The sequence below is a fragment of the Corynebacterium aurimucosum genome (assembly GCF_030408555.1).
GTDB classification, from domain to species: domain Bacteria; phylum Actinomycetota; class Actinomycetes; order Mycobacteriales; family Mycobacteriaceae; genus Corynebacterium; species Corynebacterium aurimucosum.
Window position 1 is genome coordinate 1,531,994 of the sequence record NZ_CP047048.1, and the last position, 15,128, is coordinate 1,547,121.

Here is a 15,128-nt window from a genome sequence, read left to right on the forward strand (position 1 = left end):
CACCGCTTGACAAAATTTTAAAGCTTTTGCGCACCCGCTAGTCTAACAACGCTGGCGCGTTCACGTCGATCAGCGCGCACGAGGCTCAGCGCGCCATGTTCTGCCCTAGTCAGTGGTGTTGACCACGACGACGTCAGCGTGGGCTTTACGAGTGAGCTCCGTCGCCACGGAGCCGAACACGCGACCACGCACCGAATGAATTCCCTTGTTACCCACAACGAACATATCAACGTCATGGTCCCTGCCGACCTCGAGGAGCGAATTCACCGGGTCACCGGACTTAGCGATGATCTCAATCCGCTCCGCCCCCTCGCCGTGCGCAATCTCCGCGGCATTGTTGAGGAAGCTTTCCGACATCTCTTCGCTCACAACCGGTACTCGGGCATCCTCTGAGTTCGGGGCGCCGAGCATCGAACCCGAGTGGTTGTAGAAAGCAGACACGATAATCAGCGTCGCGTCATAAGCGCGTGCCATGGACGCGGCAGAACGAACAGCGCGCATGGACGTCTGAGAACCATCGGTTCCGACAGCGATAACGTTGTAGCTCAGCATAATTCTCCTTATAAGTAGCGATTAATCCTTAACAGTATGACACGGTCTGCTATGCCGAGACGGATTTTACCCGCACATTGAGTTGGCAAATTTCAGGACTAGGCGCGTCGTCAAATGCCGGCCTCCTTGAGACCGCGTTGCTCCTTTTTCAGATCAGCGATCTCATCGCGCAAGCGCCCCGCCAACTCGAATTTGAGCTCCCGGGCTGCCTCGCGCATTTGGGTCGTTAGGTCGTCGATAAGCGCCTGCACCTCGTCGGCAGCCATGGAGGACACATCCGGCTTGTCGACGATGGCCGTGGGATCCGCGTCCTGCCCCTGCTCATCGGCGTCCTCATAAACCTGGTCCAAGATATCGGCGATCTTTTTGCGTAGCGGCTGCGGGTCGATGCCGTGCTCCTTGTTATAGGCAATCTGCTTCTCACGGCGGCGCTCAGTCTCCTCGATGGCTTCCTGCATTGAGTCCGTAATCTTATCGGCGTACATGATGACCTCACCGGACACATTTCGGGCGGCGCGGCCAATAGTCTGAATAAGCGAGGTGGTGGAGCGCAGAAAACCTTCCTTATCGGCATCCAAGATGGCGACAAGTGAAACTTCAGGAAGGTCGAGGCCCTCACGCAGCAGGTTGATGCCCACGAGGACATCGAATTCCCCCAAGCGCAATTGGCGCAGCAGCTCCACGCGCTGAAGCGTGTCAATATCCGAGTGGAGGTAGCGCACCTTGATACCGTGTTCCAGCAAATAGTCCGTGAGGTCCTCTGCCATGCGTTTGGTCAAGGTCGTGACCAGGACGCGCTCCTGCTTCGCGGTGCGGGCGCGGATCTCATCGATGAGATCATCAATCTGGCCCTTGGTGGGCTTGACCGTCACCTTGGGATCTACGAGGCCGGTGGGGCGAATGACCTGTTCCACGAACTCGCCGCCGGAAGCCGTCATTTCGAAATCACCGGGCGTCGCCGACATGTACACCGCTTGTCCCACACGTTCTTCGAACTCATCGAAAGTGAGCGGACGGTTGTCTACGGCAGAAGGCAAACGGAAGCCAAACTCCACGAGGTTGCGCTTGCGGGCCATATCGCCCTCAAACATGCCGCCGATCTGCGGGACGGTCACGTGAGACTCATCGATGATGGTGAGGAAGTCCTCTGGGAAATAGTCCAGGAGTGTCGCCGGCGCGGAGCCGGCGGGACGTCCATCAACGTGGCGCGAATAGTTCTCAATGCCGGAGCAAAAGCCCACCTGCTCGATCATCTCAAGGTCGTATTCGGTACGCATGCGCAGGCGCTGCGCTTCGAGCAACTTGCCGCGGTTCTCCAGCTCCGCGAGGCGCTCCGCGAGCTCCTCCTTGATGTCCTCGATGGCACGGGCCATGCGCTCTGGCCCAGCTACATAGTGCGTTGCGGGGAAGATTCTTACCTCGTCGACCCGCTCCAGCACGTCGCCCGTCAAGGGGTGGATGTAGTAGAGCTCGTCCACGTCATCGCCGAAGAACTCGATGCGCACCGCGCGCTCTTCATAGGCAGGGATAATATCCACGGTATCGCCCTTGACGCGGAAGGTTCCGCGCGTAAAGCCCACGTCATTGCGCTCATACTGAATATCCACGAGCAAGCGGAGGAAGCGATCGCGGTCGATCTCCTCCCCTTCCTCTAGCACAACAGAGCGATCAAGATAGGACTGCGGCGTGCCCAGACCGTAGATACACGACACAGAAGAAACCACAACCACATCACGGCGAGAAAGAAGAGCTGACGTGGCGGAGTGGCGGAGGCGCTCCACGTCCTCATTAATAGAGGAGTCCTTCTCAATGTAGGTGTCCGTCTGCGCGATATAGGCTTCCGGTTGGTAGTAGTCGTAATAGGAGACGAAGTACTCCACCGCGTTGTGCGGGAGAAGCTGGCGCAGCTCATTCGCCAGCTGCGCCGCCAGCGTTTTATTCGGCGCCATCACAAGTGTTGGGCGCTGCTGCTTTTCGATGAGCCAGGCGGCTGTCGCGGACTTACCAGTACCCGTGGCACCCATGAGTACCACGTCGCGCTCGCCGCGACTGAGCCGCTCATCCAGTTCCGCGATGGCGGCGGGCTGGTCGCCAGCGGGCTGGAATTCGGACTCAACACGGAACTCGGCTGAGCGCCGCTCGATTTCGCCAACAGGGCGATGTTCGGAGACGGGCAGGATGGGGTGTTCAGCAGCAAAAGCCATGCTGACCAGTCTAACGCGCACACCACGAAACCTGCTAGGGCCCACTGGCTAGGCAACCTGTCTCACCTGTGTCTGTGAAGGGAGGCCTCACTGCATTTTAGGGCAACGCCGCGCGCGTCCTGCGCAACCACAGTTCAAGCTCACCCGTGGTTTCCCACAACGCATAAATCGGGGAACTGTTGGGCTCCATCGCTGTATTGATTTTCTTGCGCAACCAGGCCCGGGTCTGTGGTGTGCGCAAAGCTTTAACGTCATCCGCGCTAATTCCAGCGGGGAGCCTATCTTCAGGCGTGGTGGCCAATGCCCCCAAGGCAATGATTACCTCGGCATCATCGACGTCGATGGGAGAATCCACGCAGCTTTTCTTAAACGTATCAAGATCGAAGGAGCCATCACGGATTGCCGCGAGCACTTCGCACGCGGCGTGATTATCAAAAGGCCCAACATCCCACGTTCCCATGGAGGTGCAGATTAAGCAGGGAATGTGAACGGGATGCGAGCACAAGGTAAACTTTAGCCGCCATATCCTTTAAAAGTTGGCGCTCTCCTTTAGAATCTGCTGACATGAAGCTTCGTTCTCTTACCAGCGCGTTGACCATTGCCGGACTAGTGCCTGTCGCTATCGTGACCCACTCCCCTGCGGCCCACGCGTCACCGTGTACGGCCTACTCGAGGTCCGGCAGCTTCACGTCGAAACCCGAGACTTCCGGCTCTTCGCTCGGTGGGCTCGACGCCCTACTCGGCAGCTCTTCCCGGTCCAGCAGTTCGGGCAATACTGAGGCACCACAGCGCAGCAACTATAACCAGCGCCAGATCAGCGGCGGGCCAACCCAAATCATGCAGCTCATCACTGGTTCCGGTTCTCCAAACCGCACCGACCGGAAGTTTGATATTTCCGGAACTGACCTCGGCATCGCCTACTCGGATGGCGCGGGCAAATCCTACTATGTCTTCGGCGATTCCATGGATTGCTCAAGCGAGGGCGACGGGTGGCGTTCCAACCTCCTTTTGCGCACGAGCGACCACGACTATGGTGACGGCCTGCGCCTGGAGGAAGCACTAACGAACTCGGGATGGTCGGCTCAAGGCCGGGCTAAGGAGTTCATCCCTTCCCAGAAGGTGGGAGATAAAGACACCAACGGCGAGCGCACCACTATCCCCACGGCCGGCATAGTGGTCGACGGCGTGCACTACATCGACTACATGTCGGTGCGCTCCTGGCACGATCCGAAGACCGGCTGGTCCACCAACTTTGGCGCGACCGTGAAGTCGACTGATGGCGGAGTCACGTGGCGCGCAGTGCCAGAGGCCACCCGAACCAACACTAGCCACGGTGCGAACGCGCCGATTCCCGGCGGCGCCAACTACCGCAAAGGGTTTGAAAAACTTCAACAATCAGCCTTCATCGAGCACGACGAGTACATTTACCGCTTCACCACCGGCAACGGCCGCCGCGGCCCAGCATATTTGTCCCGTGCGTTGAAGTCGGAGTTTCCTAACGAGGAAGCCTTCAGCTACTACTCTGACGGCTCCTGGGTGAAGAATCCGGCGCGCGCCACCGAGGTACTCGACGGCAAGGTATCCGAACTCTCTGTGGCTTACAACCACTACTTGGGCAAATACATCACTATGTACGGGGTGGAGGGCGAAGGCATCGTTATGCGCACGGCCGATAGCCCAGAAGGCCCATGGTCGCCGCGCCGCATGCTGGTGAGTGAAAAGACCACCAAGGTCGTCAGCGGCCAGCCGCTCAATGACACCTATGCTCCCTTCGTTCTGCCGAACCAGGACGATCAGCACCTCTATTACACTCTGACGTCCTGGCATGACTACAACACCATGCTCATGCGCACAGACCTCGACTTCGTGGGCGAACACATGGAAAACAACGACCACGTTGAAGTCTCTGACGTCGTAGCGACGCGTTAGTTAATTGCGCGTCCCTAGGCGAACCGGGAGCGGAGCTTGTCGACGACCCCGTCAACCTGCGCATCGAGCTTATCGCGAGCGCCGTTGTTATCAATGATGAAATCAGCAGCGGCGCGGCGCACATCGTCCGGGACCTGCGCGGCTATCCGGCGGCGCGCATCCCCCTCATCCAGCCCGCGATACTCCACGAGGCGGCGAACCCGCTCCTCCACATCGACGTCAACGACGATGGTGGCGTCCATATTTTTGTGTAGACCCTTGTCCACGAGGAGCGGCATGTCATACACCACGAAGTCGGCGCCAGCGCGGCGCGCGGAGTCGAAGCGGGCCTGGGTTTCCTCCTGAATACGCGGGTGCGTAATGGAGTTGAGGAGATCGGTCTTCTCCCGGCTGGCGAAAGCGCGGGAAGCCAGCAGCCCACGATCGAGGCTTCCATCGGCTTGAAGGATATCCTCCCCGAAAGCGTCTGCTAACTCAGCGAGCGCCGGTTGCCCCGGTTCAACGATGTCCCGAGCTATCTGATCGGCATCAACTAGCTCCCATCCGTGGTGCAGGAGAAGCTGCGCCACTGTAGATTTTCCGCTGCCGATACCGCCGGTGAGTCCAATGAGCTTCATACCGGCTTAGGATACGCGAAAGGCCGCCCCTCCCACAGTGGGAGAAGCGGCCTTTCTCAAAAGCTAGACCATCTCGGGTTCATCGCTGAGTGCGAACCGAGAAAGATCCATTCTTAGTTGCCAGCGAGCTTGTCGCGCAGAGCAGCGAGCTGCTCGTCGGATGCGAGGGAGCCGCCAACCTCTGCCTGAGAATCGGATGCCGGAGCTGCATCCTGAGACTCGGAAGAGTAGTTGGAGTTGGCAGCGGACTCAGCGGCCTCAGCAGCTGCAGCACGGTTGCGCTCGATCTGAGCGGTGTGCAGGTTGAAGCGACGCTCGGACTCGGCGTAGCGAGCCTCCCAAGCCTGACGCTGCTCGTCGTAGCCCTCGAGCCACTCGTTGGTCTCTGGGTCGAAGCCCTCCGGGAACACGTAGTTGCCCTGCTCGTCGTAGGAGTCAGCCATGCCGTACTTGGACGGATCGAACTCGTCAGTGTAGTCCTCGTCGGCCTGCTTAACAGACAGGGAGATACGACGACGCTCGAGGTCGATGTCGATGACCTTGACCATGACTTCCTGGCCAACGTTGACAACCTGGTCCGGAACCTCCACGTGGCGTTGAGCCAGCTCGGAGATGTGGACGAGGCCCTCGATGCCCTCCTCGACGCGAACGAAGGCGCCGAACGGAACGAGCTTGGTGACCTTGCCCGGGACGATCTGGCCCACAGCGTGGGTGCGGGCGAAGACGCGCCACGGATCTTCCTGGGTTGCCTTCAGGGACAGGGACACGCGCTCGCGGTCCAGGTCGACGTCGAGAACCTCGACGGTGACCTCGTCGCCCACGGTGACAACCTCAGACGGGTGGTCGATGTGCTTCCAGGACAGCTCGGAAACGTGAACCAGGCCGTCGACACCGCCGAGATCGACGAAGGCGCCGAAGTTGACGATGGAGGAGACAACGCCCTTGCGGACCTGACCCTTCTGCAGCTGGTGCAGGAACTCGGAGCGGACCTCGGACTGGGTCTGCTCGAGGTATGCGCGGCGAGACAGGACAACGTTGTTACGCTGCTTGTCCAGCTCGATGATCTTAGCCTCGAGCTCCTGGCCGATGTACGGCTCCAGGTCGCGAACGCGGCGCATCTCAACGAGGGAGGCCGGGAGGAAGCCACGGAGGCCGATGTCGAGGATGAGACCACCCTTGACAACCTCGATGACGGTACCGGTAACCGGCTCTTCCTTGGCGTGCAGCTCTTCGACGGCGCCCCAAGCGCGCTCGTACTGTGCGCGCTTCTTGGACAGGATCAGACGGCCTTCCTTGTCCTCCTTGGTGAGAACAAGTGCGTCGATCTCGTCGCCGACCTCGACAACCTCATCCGGGTTGACGTCGTGCTTGATAGAGAGCTCGCGGGACGGGATGACGCCCTCGGTCTTGTAACCGATGTCGAGCAGGACCTCGTCGTGGTCAACCTTGACCACGGTGCCCTCGACGATGTCACCATCGTTGAAGTACTTGATGGTGGCGTCGACGGCTGCGAGGAAGTCCTCTGCGGTTCCGATGTCGTTGATCGCAACCTGAGGGGTGTTAGAAGTTGGCATGTAGTTATGCTCCGAATAAACGTAGGAGATCGTAATTGGACAGTTACGCGTCTCTTGAAAAGCGTCATTAAGCAGCGCAAATGCGCAAGGCTTAAGATGGATTTCAATCCCGACTCGCAGCCGTGCCGAGCTCTCCTACAGTAGCCCAGCGCGTCCCGAGTCATAGACACGCCCGTACAACCCTACATCCTCGCAGCTAAAACGGCAAATACAACACGGAAAAGAAATTGGAAAAGTGAGAATGTCTTCTGCAGCCTTTTCTGCTTCCTCAGCCAATCGCAATTTTTGGGATCGTGACGCCGATTCCTACCACGCGGAACACCCCGAATATCTATCCTCTTTCTACTGGTGTCCTGAGATGCTGCACGAGGCGGAAGCGCAGCTACTGAGCGATGTCTCCTCCGCTACCGTCCTCGAGCTCGGCTGCGGCTCCGCGCCTTGCACGCAGTGGCTGCAAGGACGCGCGCGCTTTGCCACGGGCTTCGATCTCTCGTCTGGAATGCTTTCCCATGCCGAGAGTGGCCTACCGCTCGTTCAGGCTGATGTCCTAGCACTTCCCTATCGTGACGGATCCTTCGACGTCGTCTTCTCCGCCTTTGGCGCCCTTCCCTTCGTGGCCAACCTTGACCAGGCACTGAACGAAGTCCACCGTGTTCTGCACCCTCATGGCCGCTTCGTCTTTTCTGTGCCACACCCCATGCGTTGGGTCTTCCCCGATGATCCACAGGACCTCACTGCGCAGCTGTCTTATTTTGAACGCGCCTACCTAGAGCAGGATGACAGCGGTGAGCTCAGCTATGCCGAGTTCCACCGCACGATGGGCGATTGGGTGCGAGCACTCCAAGTGCGCGGTGCATTTGAAATTCGCAACCTCATCGAACCCGAGTGGCCGGAGGAAAACACACTTACTTGGGGACAATGGTCGCCTGAGCGGGGAGCCATTTTCCCCGGCACCGCCATCTTCGTGTGCGAAGCACGGTAGGTCAGACACTACCTCCCCTGGTATCGAATCAATCGGCTGCAGCGAACTAAGCTGACAGCCATGCTTCTAGAACGCCTCGGGATTTTCGCGCGCCGCGCAGTGGCCTGGTGGATTGATGCCTTTCTCGCCGCCGCCATCATCGTGGCACTCAAGTGGCTTATCAACCTCATCGCCGATGAAGTGCTGAGCGGTCGAGCAGGCGCTGTCTATGACATCGTTGCCCTCGCACTCGTCTTCTACGTCTACCGAGTGTGGGTAGAGGCCGCAAAGCAGACTTCCCTGGGTAAGTGGTCGCTAAAGCTAGAAGTCATTGCTGAGCATCCCGGAATCGGCAGCGCAGCCGTTCGCAACGGCTGGCTCCTTCTCACACTTCTCGCGTTGACAGGACTCCCCTTCGTGGAGGCAACCATCCTGGGCATCCTCGGCCTCAGCGTCCTGCTGCTGGGACAAACCCCATTCGACCTCCTTGCCGGATGTTTGGTCGAGCGCCGCACGCCCACCGAAGACGAGCGCGCGGTGGGCTTGACCTAAGCCCTAGTGCGCTGCGGCATCCCAGTTTTTGCCCACACCAACGGAGACCTCAAGGGGCACAGTCAACTCGATAGCCTTGTCCATCTCTCGCTCCACGATGCGCTGGACGTCCTCCGCTTCGCCGGGAGCCACCTCCACGACGAGTTCATCGTGAACCTGGAGCAAGACGCGCGAGGCCAAACCTTCAAGCGCCTTGTCCACGCGAATCATGGCCACCTTGATAATGTCTGCTGCAGTTCCCTGAATCGGGGCGTTGAGCGCTGCGCGCTCGGCGTTCTCGCGAGCAACACGATTATCGGAGTTCAGCTCCGGTAGGTAGCGGCGGCGCCCGAAGACCGTGGAGGTGTAGCCGTCCTTTCGAGCTTGCACGACAACTTCGTCGAGGTAGCGCTTTACACCACCAAATCGCTCAAAGTAGCTCTCCATGATCTCCTTGGCTTCCCGTGCGGGGATGCCCAGCTGTTGCGACAAGCCAAATGCGGATAGCCCATAGACCAAGCCATAGGACATGGCCTTGACTCGGCGGCGCAGCTCTGGGGTGACCTCATCGACAGGAACATCGAAGACCTTGGAACCAACGTAGTTATGGAGGTCCTCACCCTCCCGGTAGGCCTCAATAAGCCCAGGGTCGGCAGAGAGGTGCGCCATGACTCGCATCTCAATCTGCGAGTAATCGGCCGTAATCAAGGTTTCGAAGTCTTCACCGACCACGAAGGCCGAGCGGATCTGGCGACCAGCCTCCGTGCGCACCGGGATGTTCTGCAGATTCGGCTCGGTCGAGGATAGGCGGCCGGTTGAAGTCACCGTCTGGTTAAACGTGGTGTGAATGCGGCCATCCGGCTGAATGGTCTTGATGAGCCCCTCCAGCGTCGTCTTCATTTTCTGGTATTCGCGGTGCGCCAGCAGGTGATCCAGGAAGGGGTGCGGATGGGTAACGGCCAGCTGCTCAATTTCCTTAGCTGCGGTCGAATAACCTGTCTTAGTCTTCTTCGTCTTCGGCATATCGAAAGTATCGAAGAGCACCGCCTGCAGCTGCTTCGGGGAATTCAGGTTAAGAGAATCATCACCAGCCAACTCGCGGGCGGCGCGTTCCTGCTCATTGACCTGCTCAATGAAAGCATCACGCTGCGTTTCCAAGACATCGCGGTCAACTGCAATACCAGCGGCCTCCATCTGGGCCAGGATGGTCACGAGCGGCAACTCAAGGTCTGTATACAACTCGAAGGAATCAATCTCTTGGAGTTGACTAGTCAGTTCTGCCGCCAGCTCCATGATGGCGCCGGCCTGTTCTACAAGTTGATTGTCATCCAAGAGGGAAAGCTGCTCCGTGGCCACCCCCAAGGACTTCTGCAGATGGCGCTGGTACACGTCCGTCAACGCATACGTGCGCTGACCTGGGCGCAGGAGGTAGGCCGCCAGGGCTGTGTCATGGGCAATTCCACGTAGTTCAATCCCTCGCCCCGCCAGCATGTGCCAAGTAGCCTTTGCCTCGTGCACATACTTCGGCGCATCTGATGACAACCACGCGGCCAGGGCGGCGTCATCTTCTGCATCCAGGTCCGCCAATTCAATCTGGAGTCCTTCAAAAGCTGAATCGACCAGTGCTAGCGCTGCCGCATCTCCTGCACCTGGGGTTCCGTCACCCTGCACGAATACCGCGACATGCTTTTTACCTTCGAGCCACTTAGCCAGCGGCGTGTCCACCACGGTCACCGATACATCCGGCGTTTCCTCCGCCGCGGCAGCTTCGGCGGCGGCATCGTGCGGAACGGCGTTGAGGACCCGCTCGCGCAGGTTGGTGCCAAATTCCAACTCGTCGAAGCGAGCCGCGACCTCGCTAGCGACCGCTCCCTTGAATTCCAGGTCTGCCGGTCCAACCTCCAGGTCCATGTCCGTCACCATTTGGGTGAGCTTCCGGTTGAGCTTGACCTGTTCAATGCGGTCGCGGAAGTTCTGGCCCGCCACTCCCTTGATTTCCTCGGCATGCTCAATGAGGCCATCGAGGGAACCATACTGGGTAATCCATTTCGTGGCGGTCTTCTCCCCCACTTTCGGAACGGAAGGCAAGTTATCGGAAGGATCTCCGCGCAAGGCTGCGAAATCCGGGTACTGCTCGGGACTCAGGCCGTACTTCTCCTTCACCGCCTCCGGTGTAAAGCGATGCAGCTTGGACACCCCGCGCATGGGATAAAGGACGGTCGTGGAGTCGTCGACAAGCTGCAGATAGTCGCGGTCACCAGTGACCAGGAAGGTCTCATAGCCCGCTCCCGCCTGCGTCGACAGCGTGGCCACGATGTCATCGGCTTCGAAATTCTCACGCGACAGCGTGGTGATTCCCAGTGTTTCTAGCACTTCTCGGATGAGCTCAACCTGGCCGCGGAATTCTTCAGGAGCAGCCTCTCGCTGCGCCTTGTACTCGGGAAACATCTCGGTACGGAAGGTCTTACGCCCCACGTCGAAGGCAACGGCGACGAAATCTGGCTTCTCTTCGGCCAGGATATTCGCCAGCATGGAAAGGAATCCGTACACAGCGTTCGTGTGCTGACCGCCTGAGGTGGAAAAGTTCTCCGCGGGCAGTGCATAAAATGCGCGAAAGGCCATGGAGTGGCCGTCGATGAGCAAGAGTCGGGGCTGAGAAGTAGTCACCCGGCCCATCCTAACGTGTTGCACGGAGCGGCACCGTTGAGGGCCGTAGGCAGGCAATTAGGTTCACATTGGTCGGCTGCGCTACTATCGTTGCTTGTGCGCCCCTGTAGCCCAATTGGCAGAGGCAACGGATTCAAAACCCGTGTAGTGTGAGTTCGAGTCTCACCAGGGGCACAATTCCACCCCGCAACAGAGCCTGTTGTGGGGTGTTAGCGTTTTCAACCGAAAGGAATCCGTTACTATGCGTCGCACTATCATCGCTGTGAGCACCGCCGTTGCCCTCACCTTGGGCGGTACCACCGTGGCTACTGCCGCAGAATCGAGCGCCGACAAGGAGGTCTCCTCCAAGGTGGAAGGCTCCTCCTACTACCAGGAGTTGCGTAAGTCTGCGGCTTCCTCGGATGATCCGCAGCTCAACACGTTCTACACCGTGCTTCTCGACGGCCTCGTAGGCCTCGCTGCCTTCGCCATCCTGGGTTCGATCTACGGCGAGGTGGCCAAGCGCTTGCCGATGTAGGCAACGTATAACCTTCTATGGGCTGAATAGTTTGCATAAGCCCTTCGCGGAGTGAGAGAATAAGGAGTCATCTGCCCATTCCTCTCCTTCGGCACGGCATCCCCACCGAGGAGACTGTCAACGTTACTTTCGGTTTATGCACTATATTCTTAACGCCATTTGCGGCGCCCTCATTGGCATGGCCGAGTTGGTCCCCGGTATTTCCGGAGGCACCGTGGCGCTCATCGTAGGCATCTATGAACGCGCTTTGCACAACGCCAATGATCTCATTTCCGGCCGTTTCAAAAAGGTTGAGTGGGGCTTCCTCCTCTCAGTCGCCGCCGGCATGTTCCTTGCCGTCTTCGGTTTTTCCACGCTGCTCCACAACTTTGTGGAAGGACAAGTGTCCTTGTCCCGCGCATTGTTCCTCGGCATGGTCGCCGTGTCCATCATCGTTCCAATAAGCATGATGTCGCGGTTTACGCCCGCGTCCATCGCCGCATTCATCATCGCCACCGTCGCGATCTTCTTCGTTACCGGCTTTACTTCAACTCCTGTCGAAGACCCCAGCCTGATTGTGGTGTTCTTGGCGGCCATGGTGGCCGTCTGCGCGCTCGTTCTCCCCGGCGTATCGGGCTCACTCATCTTGCTGACGATGGGCCTCTACCAGCCTGTCATTGGCGCGGTCTCTGACCGGAACATGACCATCGTGGGCGTCTTCGCCCTCGGCGCGCTGTGCGGCCTTGTCGCGTTCGTCAAGGTTTTGAATTACCTACTCGATACCCACCGCGATCCGACCTTGGCCGCCATGGCCGGCTTTATGCTGGGCTCGCTTCGCGCATTGTGGCCGTGGGGCGCAGACCAGGATGCTTCCACACCGCTTATCCTGCTTATGTTCGCGCTCGGCGGCATCATCGTCGCTATTTTCATCGCCGTGGATAGGCGCAAAGCCGCAAGTTATCAAGAGAGTTAAAGCATGAATAAGAAGAAGGCCATCGTGGGCGCTGTCGGAGCGCTGGCCTCCGTTGCCCTCTCCGGCTGCGTCACCAACGAGGAGCCAGCGCTGCCAGAGGGCTGGTCCGCGCCCAACGTGGACGAAGTTCCCGAGATTGCCGCGATGTATCAGGACACCGATGGTGTCCTCACCGTCGGCACGAACCCACCGTTCGCGCCGTTCGAGTTCAAGGACTCCGACGGCTCGATCATCGGCTTGGAAATGGACCTAGCCAATGCAGTCGCCCAAGTATTGGGGCTCAAGTTCCAGCCAGTGGAACAAGACTTCTCCATGATCTTGCCGGCGGTTCAGTCGGGACAGATTGATCTCGGCGGTTCCGGGTTCACCGATACCGATGAGCGCCGGGAAAACTTCGATTTCGTCGACATCCTCTACGCCGGCATCCAGTGGGCAGAACTCACCGACGGCCCCCACAAGGTCGATCCATCGAATCCCTGTGGCCTTACCGTCGCGGTGCAGCGCACGACGGTGTCGGAGACCGACGATCTGCGTCCCAAGCAGGAAGCCTGCGATGGTAACTTGACCATCCTGCCCTATGACACAAGCGATAACGCCGCCCTTGCGGTTTTGATGGGCCGCGCGGACGCCCTCTCTGCGGATTCACCAGTCTCCGCATGGGCTGTCAACCGCTCAGATGGACGTATGTCCATGGTCGGCAAGATGTTCGACGCCGCACCCTACGGCTTCGCCGTGCCAAAGGATTCAGACCTCGGCCCTGCCGTGGCGGCGGCACTCCAGCATCTCATCGATACCAGGGCATACGCTGAAATTCTCGATAAATGGGGTGTTGACGACGGACTCGTCGAACACGCAATGATTAACGAAAGGCCGATCAATGACTAACTCCTCTCTCCCGGCAGCGTCGAATTCATCGGCTTCGACTGCCCCAGAAAAGATCGAAGCCCGCCCACTGCGTCACCCCTGGCGCTGGGTATTCGCCACTGTCCTCGCTCTGCTTGCCGTATGGTTCATCATCTCCTCGGCACGCAACGAAGCCTTCGGGTGGGGCACGTATTTCCAGTATCTTTTCGATACTCGGATTGCCACCGCTGCCCTGCACACCATTGCCATTACGATTCTGGCAATGATCATCGGCGTCGTAGGCGGCGCTGCCCTCGCGGTGATGCGCATGTCCCCTAACCCTGTGCTAGGTGGCGTGTCGTGGGTCTTCCTCTGGCTCTTCCGTGGCACCCCAATCTACGTGCAGCTCGTCTTCTGGGGTCTACTTTCAGCCCTCTACCAATCCATCAACCTTGGATTCACAGAGATTTCCCTCACCGAGGTACTCAATAACGCATTCCTCTTGTCCGTCTTAGGCTTAGGCTTGAACGAAGCCGCATACATGGCGGAGATTGTTCGCTCCGGTATCTCTTCTGTTCCGGAGGGCCAGAAGGAAGCCAGCAAGGCCCTGGGAATGGGATGGTGGATGACCATGCGCCGCACTGTGCTCCCGCAGGCCATGCGCATCATCATCCCGCCGACCGGCAACGAGTTTATTTCACTGCTCAAGACTTCTTCACTTGTGGTTGCTATTCCCTACACGGCGGAAATTTTCGGCCGCGCCACGGACATTTCGGCTGCGCTCTTCGAGCCCATCCCCCTGCTTATGGTCGCGGCGACGTGGTATTTGGCCATCACCTCTCTGCTCATGGTGGGCCAGTACTTCTTAGAGCGCCGCTTTGAGCGCGGCGCCACCCGCGAGCTCACCGGCCGCCAGTTGGCCGCGCTGGCGGATGCCGAAGGAACCATTCCCCGCAACGTCTCTGTCATCCCGGAGGTAAAGAACTAATGCCGACACCCATGATTTCCGCACAAAATGTGCACAAGTCCTTCGGCCAACTTGAGGTTCTCAAAGGCATCGACCTCACCGTCATGCCGGGTGAGGTCACGTGCCTTCTGGGGCCCTCCGGTTCTGGTAAGTCCACCTTCCTGCGCTGCTGTAATCACCTGGAGAAGGTCACGGCCGGCCGCCTCTACATCGACGGCGAACTGATTGGTTTCCGCGAGCGCAACGGCGTGCTCTATGAAATCTCCGAGAAAGAAGCCGCCGCCCAGCGCCAAGATATCGGCATGGTTTTTCAGCAATTCAATCTTTTTAGCCACCGCACCGTGCTGGAAAACATCATCGAGGCCCCCATCCAGGTAAAGAAGCAGAACCCGGAGCAGGCAAAGAAAAAGGCCATGGAGCTGCTGGAAAAGGTTGGCCTCGCGCACAAGGCGGACGCCTACCCAGTCCAGCTCTCTGGTGGTCAGCAGCAACGCGTCGCCATTGCTCGCGCGGTTGCGATGGACCCGAAGCTCATGCTTTTCGACGAGCCCACCTCCGCCCTCGACCCCGAGCTCGTCGGTGAGGTGCTCCGCGTGATGAAGGAACTTGCCGCCGATGGCATGACCATGCTCGTTGTCACCCACGAGATGGGCTTTGCCCGGGAGGTCGCCGACACCATCGTTTTCATGGACGGCGGCAGCGTCATCGAAACCGGCACCCCACAGCAGGTCTTGGACAATCCTCAGCACCAGCGCACGAAGGATTTCCTCTCTTCGCTGCTCTAGCGCACTGCACCACCACGCACGCAGCACCG

At 59.0% G+C, this 15,128-nt stretch carries 14 protein-coding genes and 1 tRNA gene; 9 read left to right on the plus strand and 6 right to left on the minus strand.

The window, feature by feature from the left end; translation table 11 throughout:
• Window positions 1-105 precede the first annotated feature (105 nt).
• From CAURIM_RS07185 to CAURIM_RS07195, 3 genes are all read right to left on the minus strand, one after another.
• Window positions 106-552 (minus strand): universal stress protein, encoded by a 447-nt coding sequence (locus CAURIM_RS07185; protein WP_070644846.1) that lies wholly within the window; start codon window positions 550-552, stop codon window positions 106-108.
• A gap of 110 nt (window positions 553-662) precedes the next feature.
• Window positions 663-2,756: an excinuclease ABC subunit UvrB gene (gene uvrB / locus CAURIM_RS07190; RefSeq protein ID WP_201828127.1), complete on the minus strand. Its 2,094-nt coding sequence runs from the start codon at window positions 2,754-2,756 to the stop codon at window positions 663-665.
• A 97-nt stretch (window positions 2,757-2,853) separates the two neighbouring features.
• Complete coding sequence (locus CAURIM_RS07195) at window positions 2,854-3,216, minus strand: DUF4259 domain-containing protein (protein ID WP_201828125.1); 363 nt, start codon at window positions 3,214-3,216, stop codon at window positions 2,854-2,856.
• Window positions 3,217-3,320: 104 nt separating this feature from the next.
• Between CAURIM_RS07195 and CAURIM_RS07200 the strand changes: the two genes are divergently transcribed.
• Complete coding sequence (locus CAURIM_RS07200) at window positions 3,321-4,685, plus strand: glycoside hydrolase family 183 protein (RefSeq protein WP_201828123.1); 1,365 nt, start codon at window positions 3,321-3,323, stop codon at window positions 4,683-4,685.
• Between the two features lie 14 nt (window positions 4,686-4,699).
• Here the strand turns inward: CAURIM_RS07200 and coaE are convergent, their stop codons facing one another.
• Both coaE and rpsA read right to left on the minus strand, forming a co-directional pair.
• On the minus strand, window positions 4,700-5,302 hold the full coding sequence (coaE, locus tag CAURIM_RS07205) for a dephospho-CoA kinase (RefSeq protein ID WP_070644851.1): 603 nt from the start codon (window positions 5,300-5,302) through the stop codon (window positions 4,700-4,702).
• Window positions 5,303-5,415: 113 nt separating this feature from the next.
• Window positions 5,416-6,876, minus strand: coding sequence for a 30S ribosomal protein S1 (rpsA, locus tag CAURIM_RS07210; RefSeq protein ID WP_010190105.1), 1,461 nt, complete (start codon window positions 6,874-6,876; stop codon window positions 5,416-5,418).
• Window positions 6,877-7,117: 241 nt separating this feature from the next.
• Between rpsA and CAURIM_RS07215 the strand changes: the two genes are divergently transcribed.
• Window positions 7,118-7,858 carry a class I SAM-dependent DNA methyltransferase gene (locus CAURIM_RS07215; RefSeq protein WP_201828121.1) on the plus strand — a complete coding sequence of 247 codons (741 nt, stop codon included), beginning with the start codon at window positions 7,118-7,120 and terminating at the stop codon, window positions 7,856-7,858.
• A gap of 60 nt (window positions 7,859-7,918) precedes the next feature.
• Window positions 7,919-8,389 (plus strand): RDD family protein, encoded by a 471-nt coding sequence (locus tag CAURIM_RS07220; RefSeq protein ID WP_070644855.1) that lies wholly within the window; start codon window positions 7,919-7,921, stop codon window positions 8,387-8,389.
• A gap of 3 nt (window positions 8,390-8,392) precedes the next feature.
• On the opposite strand, the gene polA is transcribed toward CAURIM_RS07220, so the two are convergent.
• A complete protein-coding gene (gene polA / locus CAURIM_RS07225; RefSeq protein ID WP_201829563.1) occupies window positions 8,393-11,044 on the minus strand; it encodes a DNA polymerase I in 2,652 nt (883 codons plus the stop codon).
• Window positions 11,045-11,135: 91 nt separating this feature from the next.
• Here polA and CAURIM_RS07230 point away from each other — a divergent pair.
• From CAURIM_RS07230 to CAURIM_RS07255, 6 genes are all read left to right on the plus strand, one after another.
• Window positions 11,136-11,209, plus strand: a tRNA-Leu gene (locus CAURIM_RS07230).
• A 67-nt stretch (window positions 11,210-11,276) separates the two neighbouring features.
• A complete protein-coding gene (locus tag CAURIM_RS07235) occupies window positions 11,277-11,552 on the plus strand; it encodes a hypothetical protein (RefSeq protein WP_201828119.1) in 276 nt (91 codons plus the stop codon).
• A 136-nt stretch (window positions 11,553-11,688) separates the two neighbouring features.
• Complete coding sequence (locus tag CAURIM_RS07240) at window positions 11,689-12,504, plus strand: DUF368 domain-containing protein (RefSeq protein ID WP_070446869.1); 816 nt, start codon at window positions 11,689-11,691, stop codon at window positions 12,502-12,504.
• Between the two features lie 3 nt (window positions 12,505-12,507).
• Window positions 12,508-13,389 carry an ABC transporter substrate-binding protein gene (locus CAURIM_RS07245; RefSeq protein WP_201828117.1) on the plus strand — a complete coding sequence of 294 codons (882 nt, stop codon included), beginning with the start codon at window positions 12,508-12,510 and terminating at the stop codon, window positions 13,387-13,389.
• On the plus strand, window positions 13,382-14,335 hold the full coding sequence (locus tag CAURIM_RS07250) for an amino acid ABC transporter permease (protein ID WP_070446865.1): 954 nt from the start codon (window positions 13,382-13,384) through the stop codon (window positions 14,333-14,335). The genes CAURIM_RS07245 and CAURIM_RS07250 overlap by 8 nt, the downstream gene beginning before the upstream one ends.
• Window positions 14,335-15,099: an amino acid ABC transporter ATP-binding protein gene (locus tag CAURIM_RS07255; RefSeq protein WP_070446863.1), complete on the plus strand. Its 765-nt coding sequence runs from the start codon at window positions 14,335-14,337 to the stop codon at window positions 15,097-15,099. Before CAURIM_RS07250 ends, CAURIM_RS07255 begins: the two co-directional genes overlap by 1 nt.
• The last annotated feature ends 29 nt before the right edge of the window (window positions 15,100-15,128 follow it).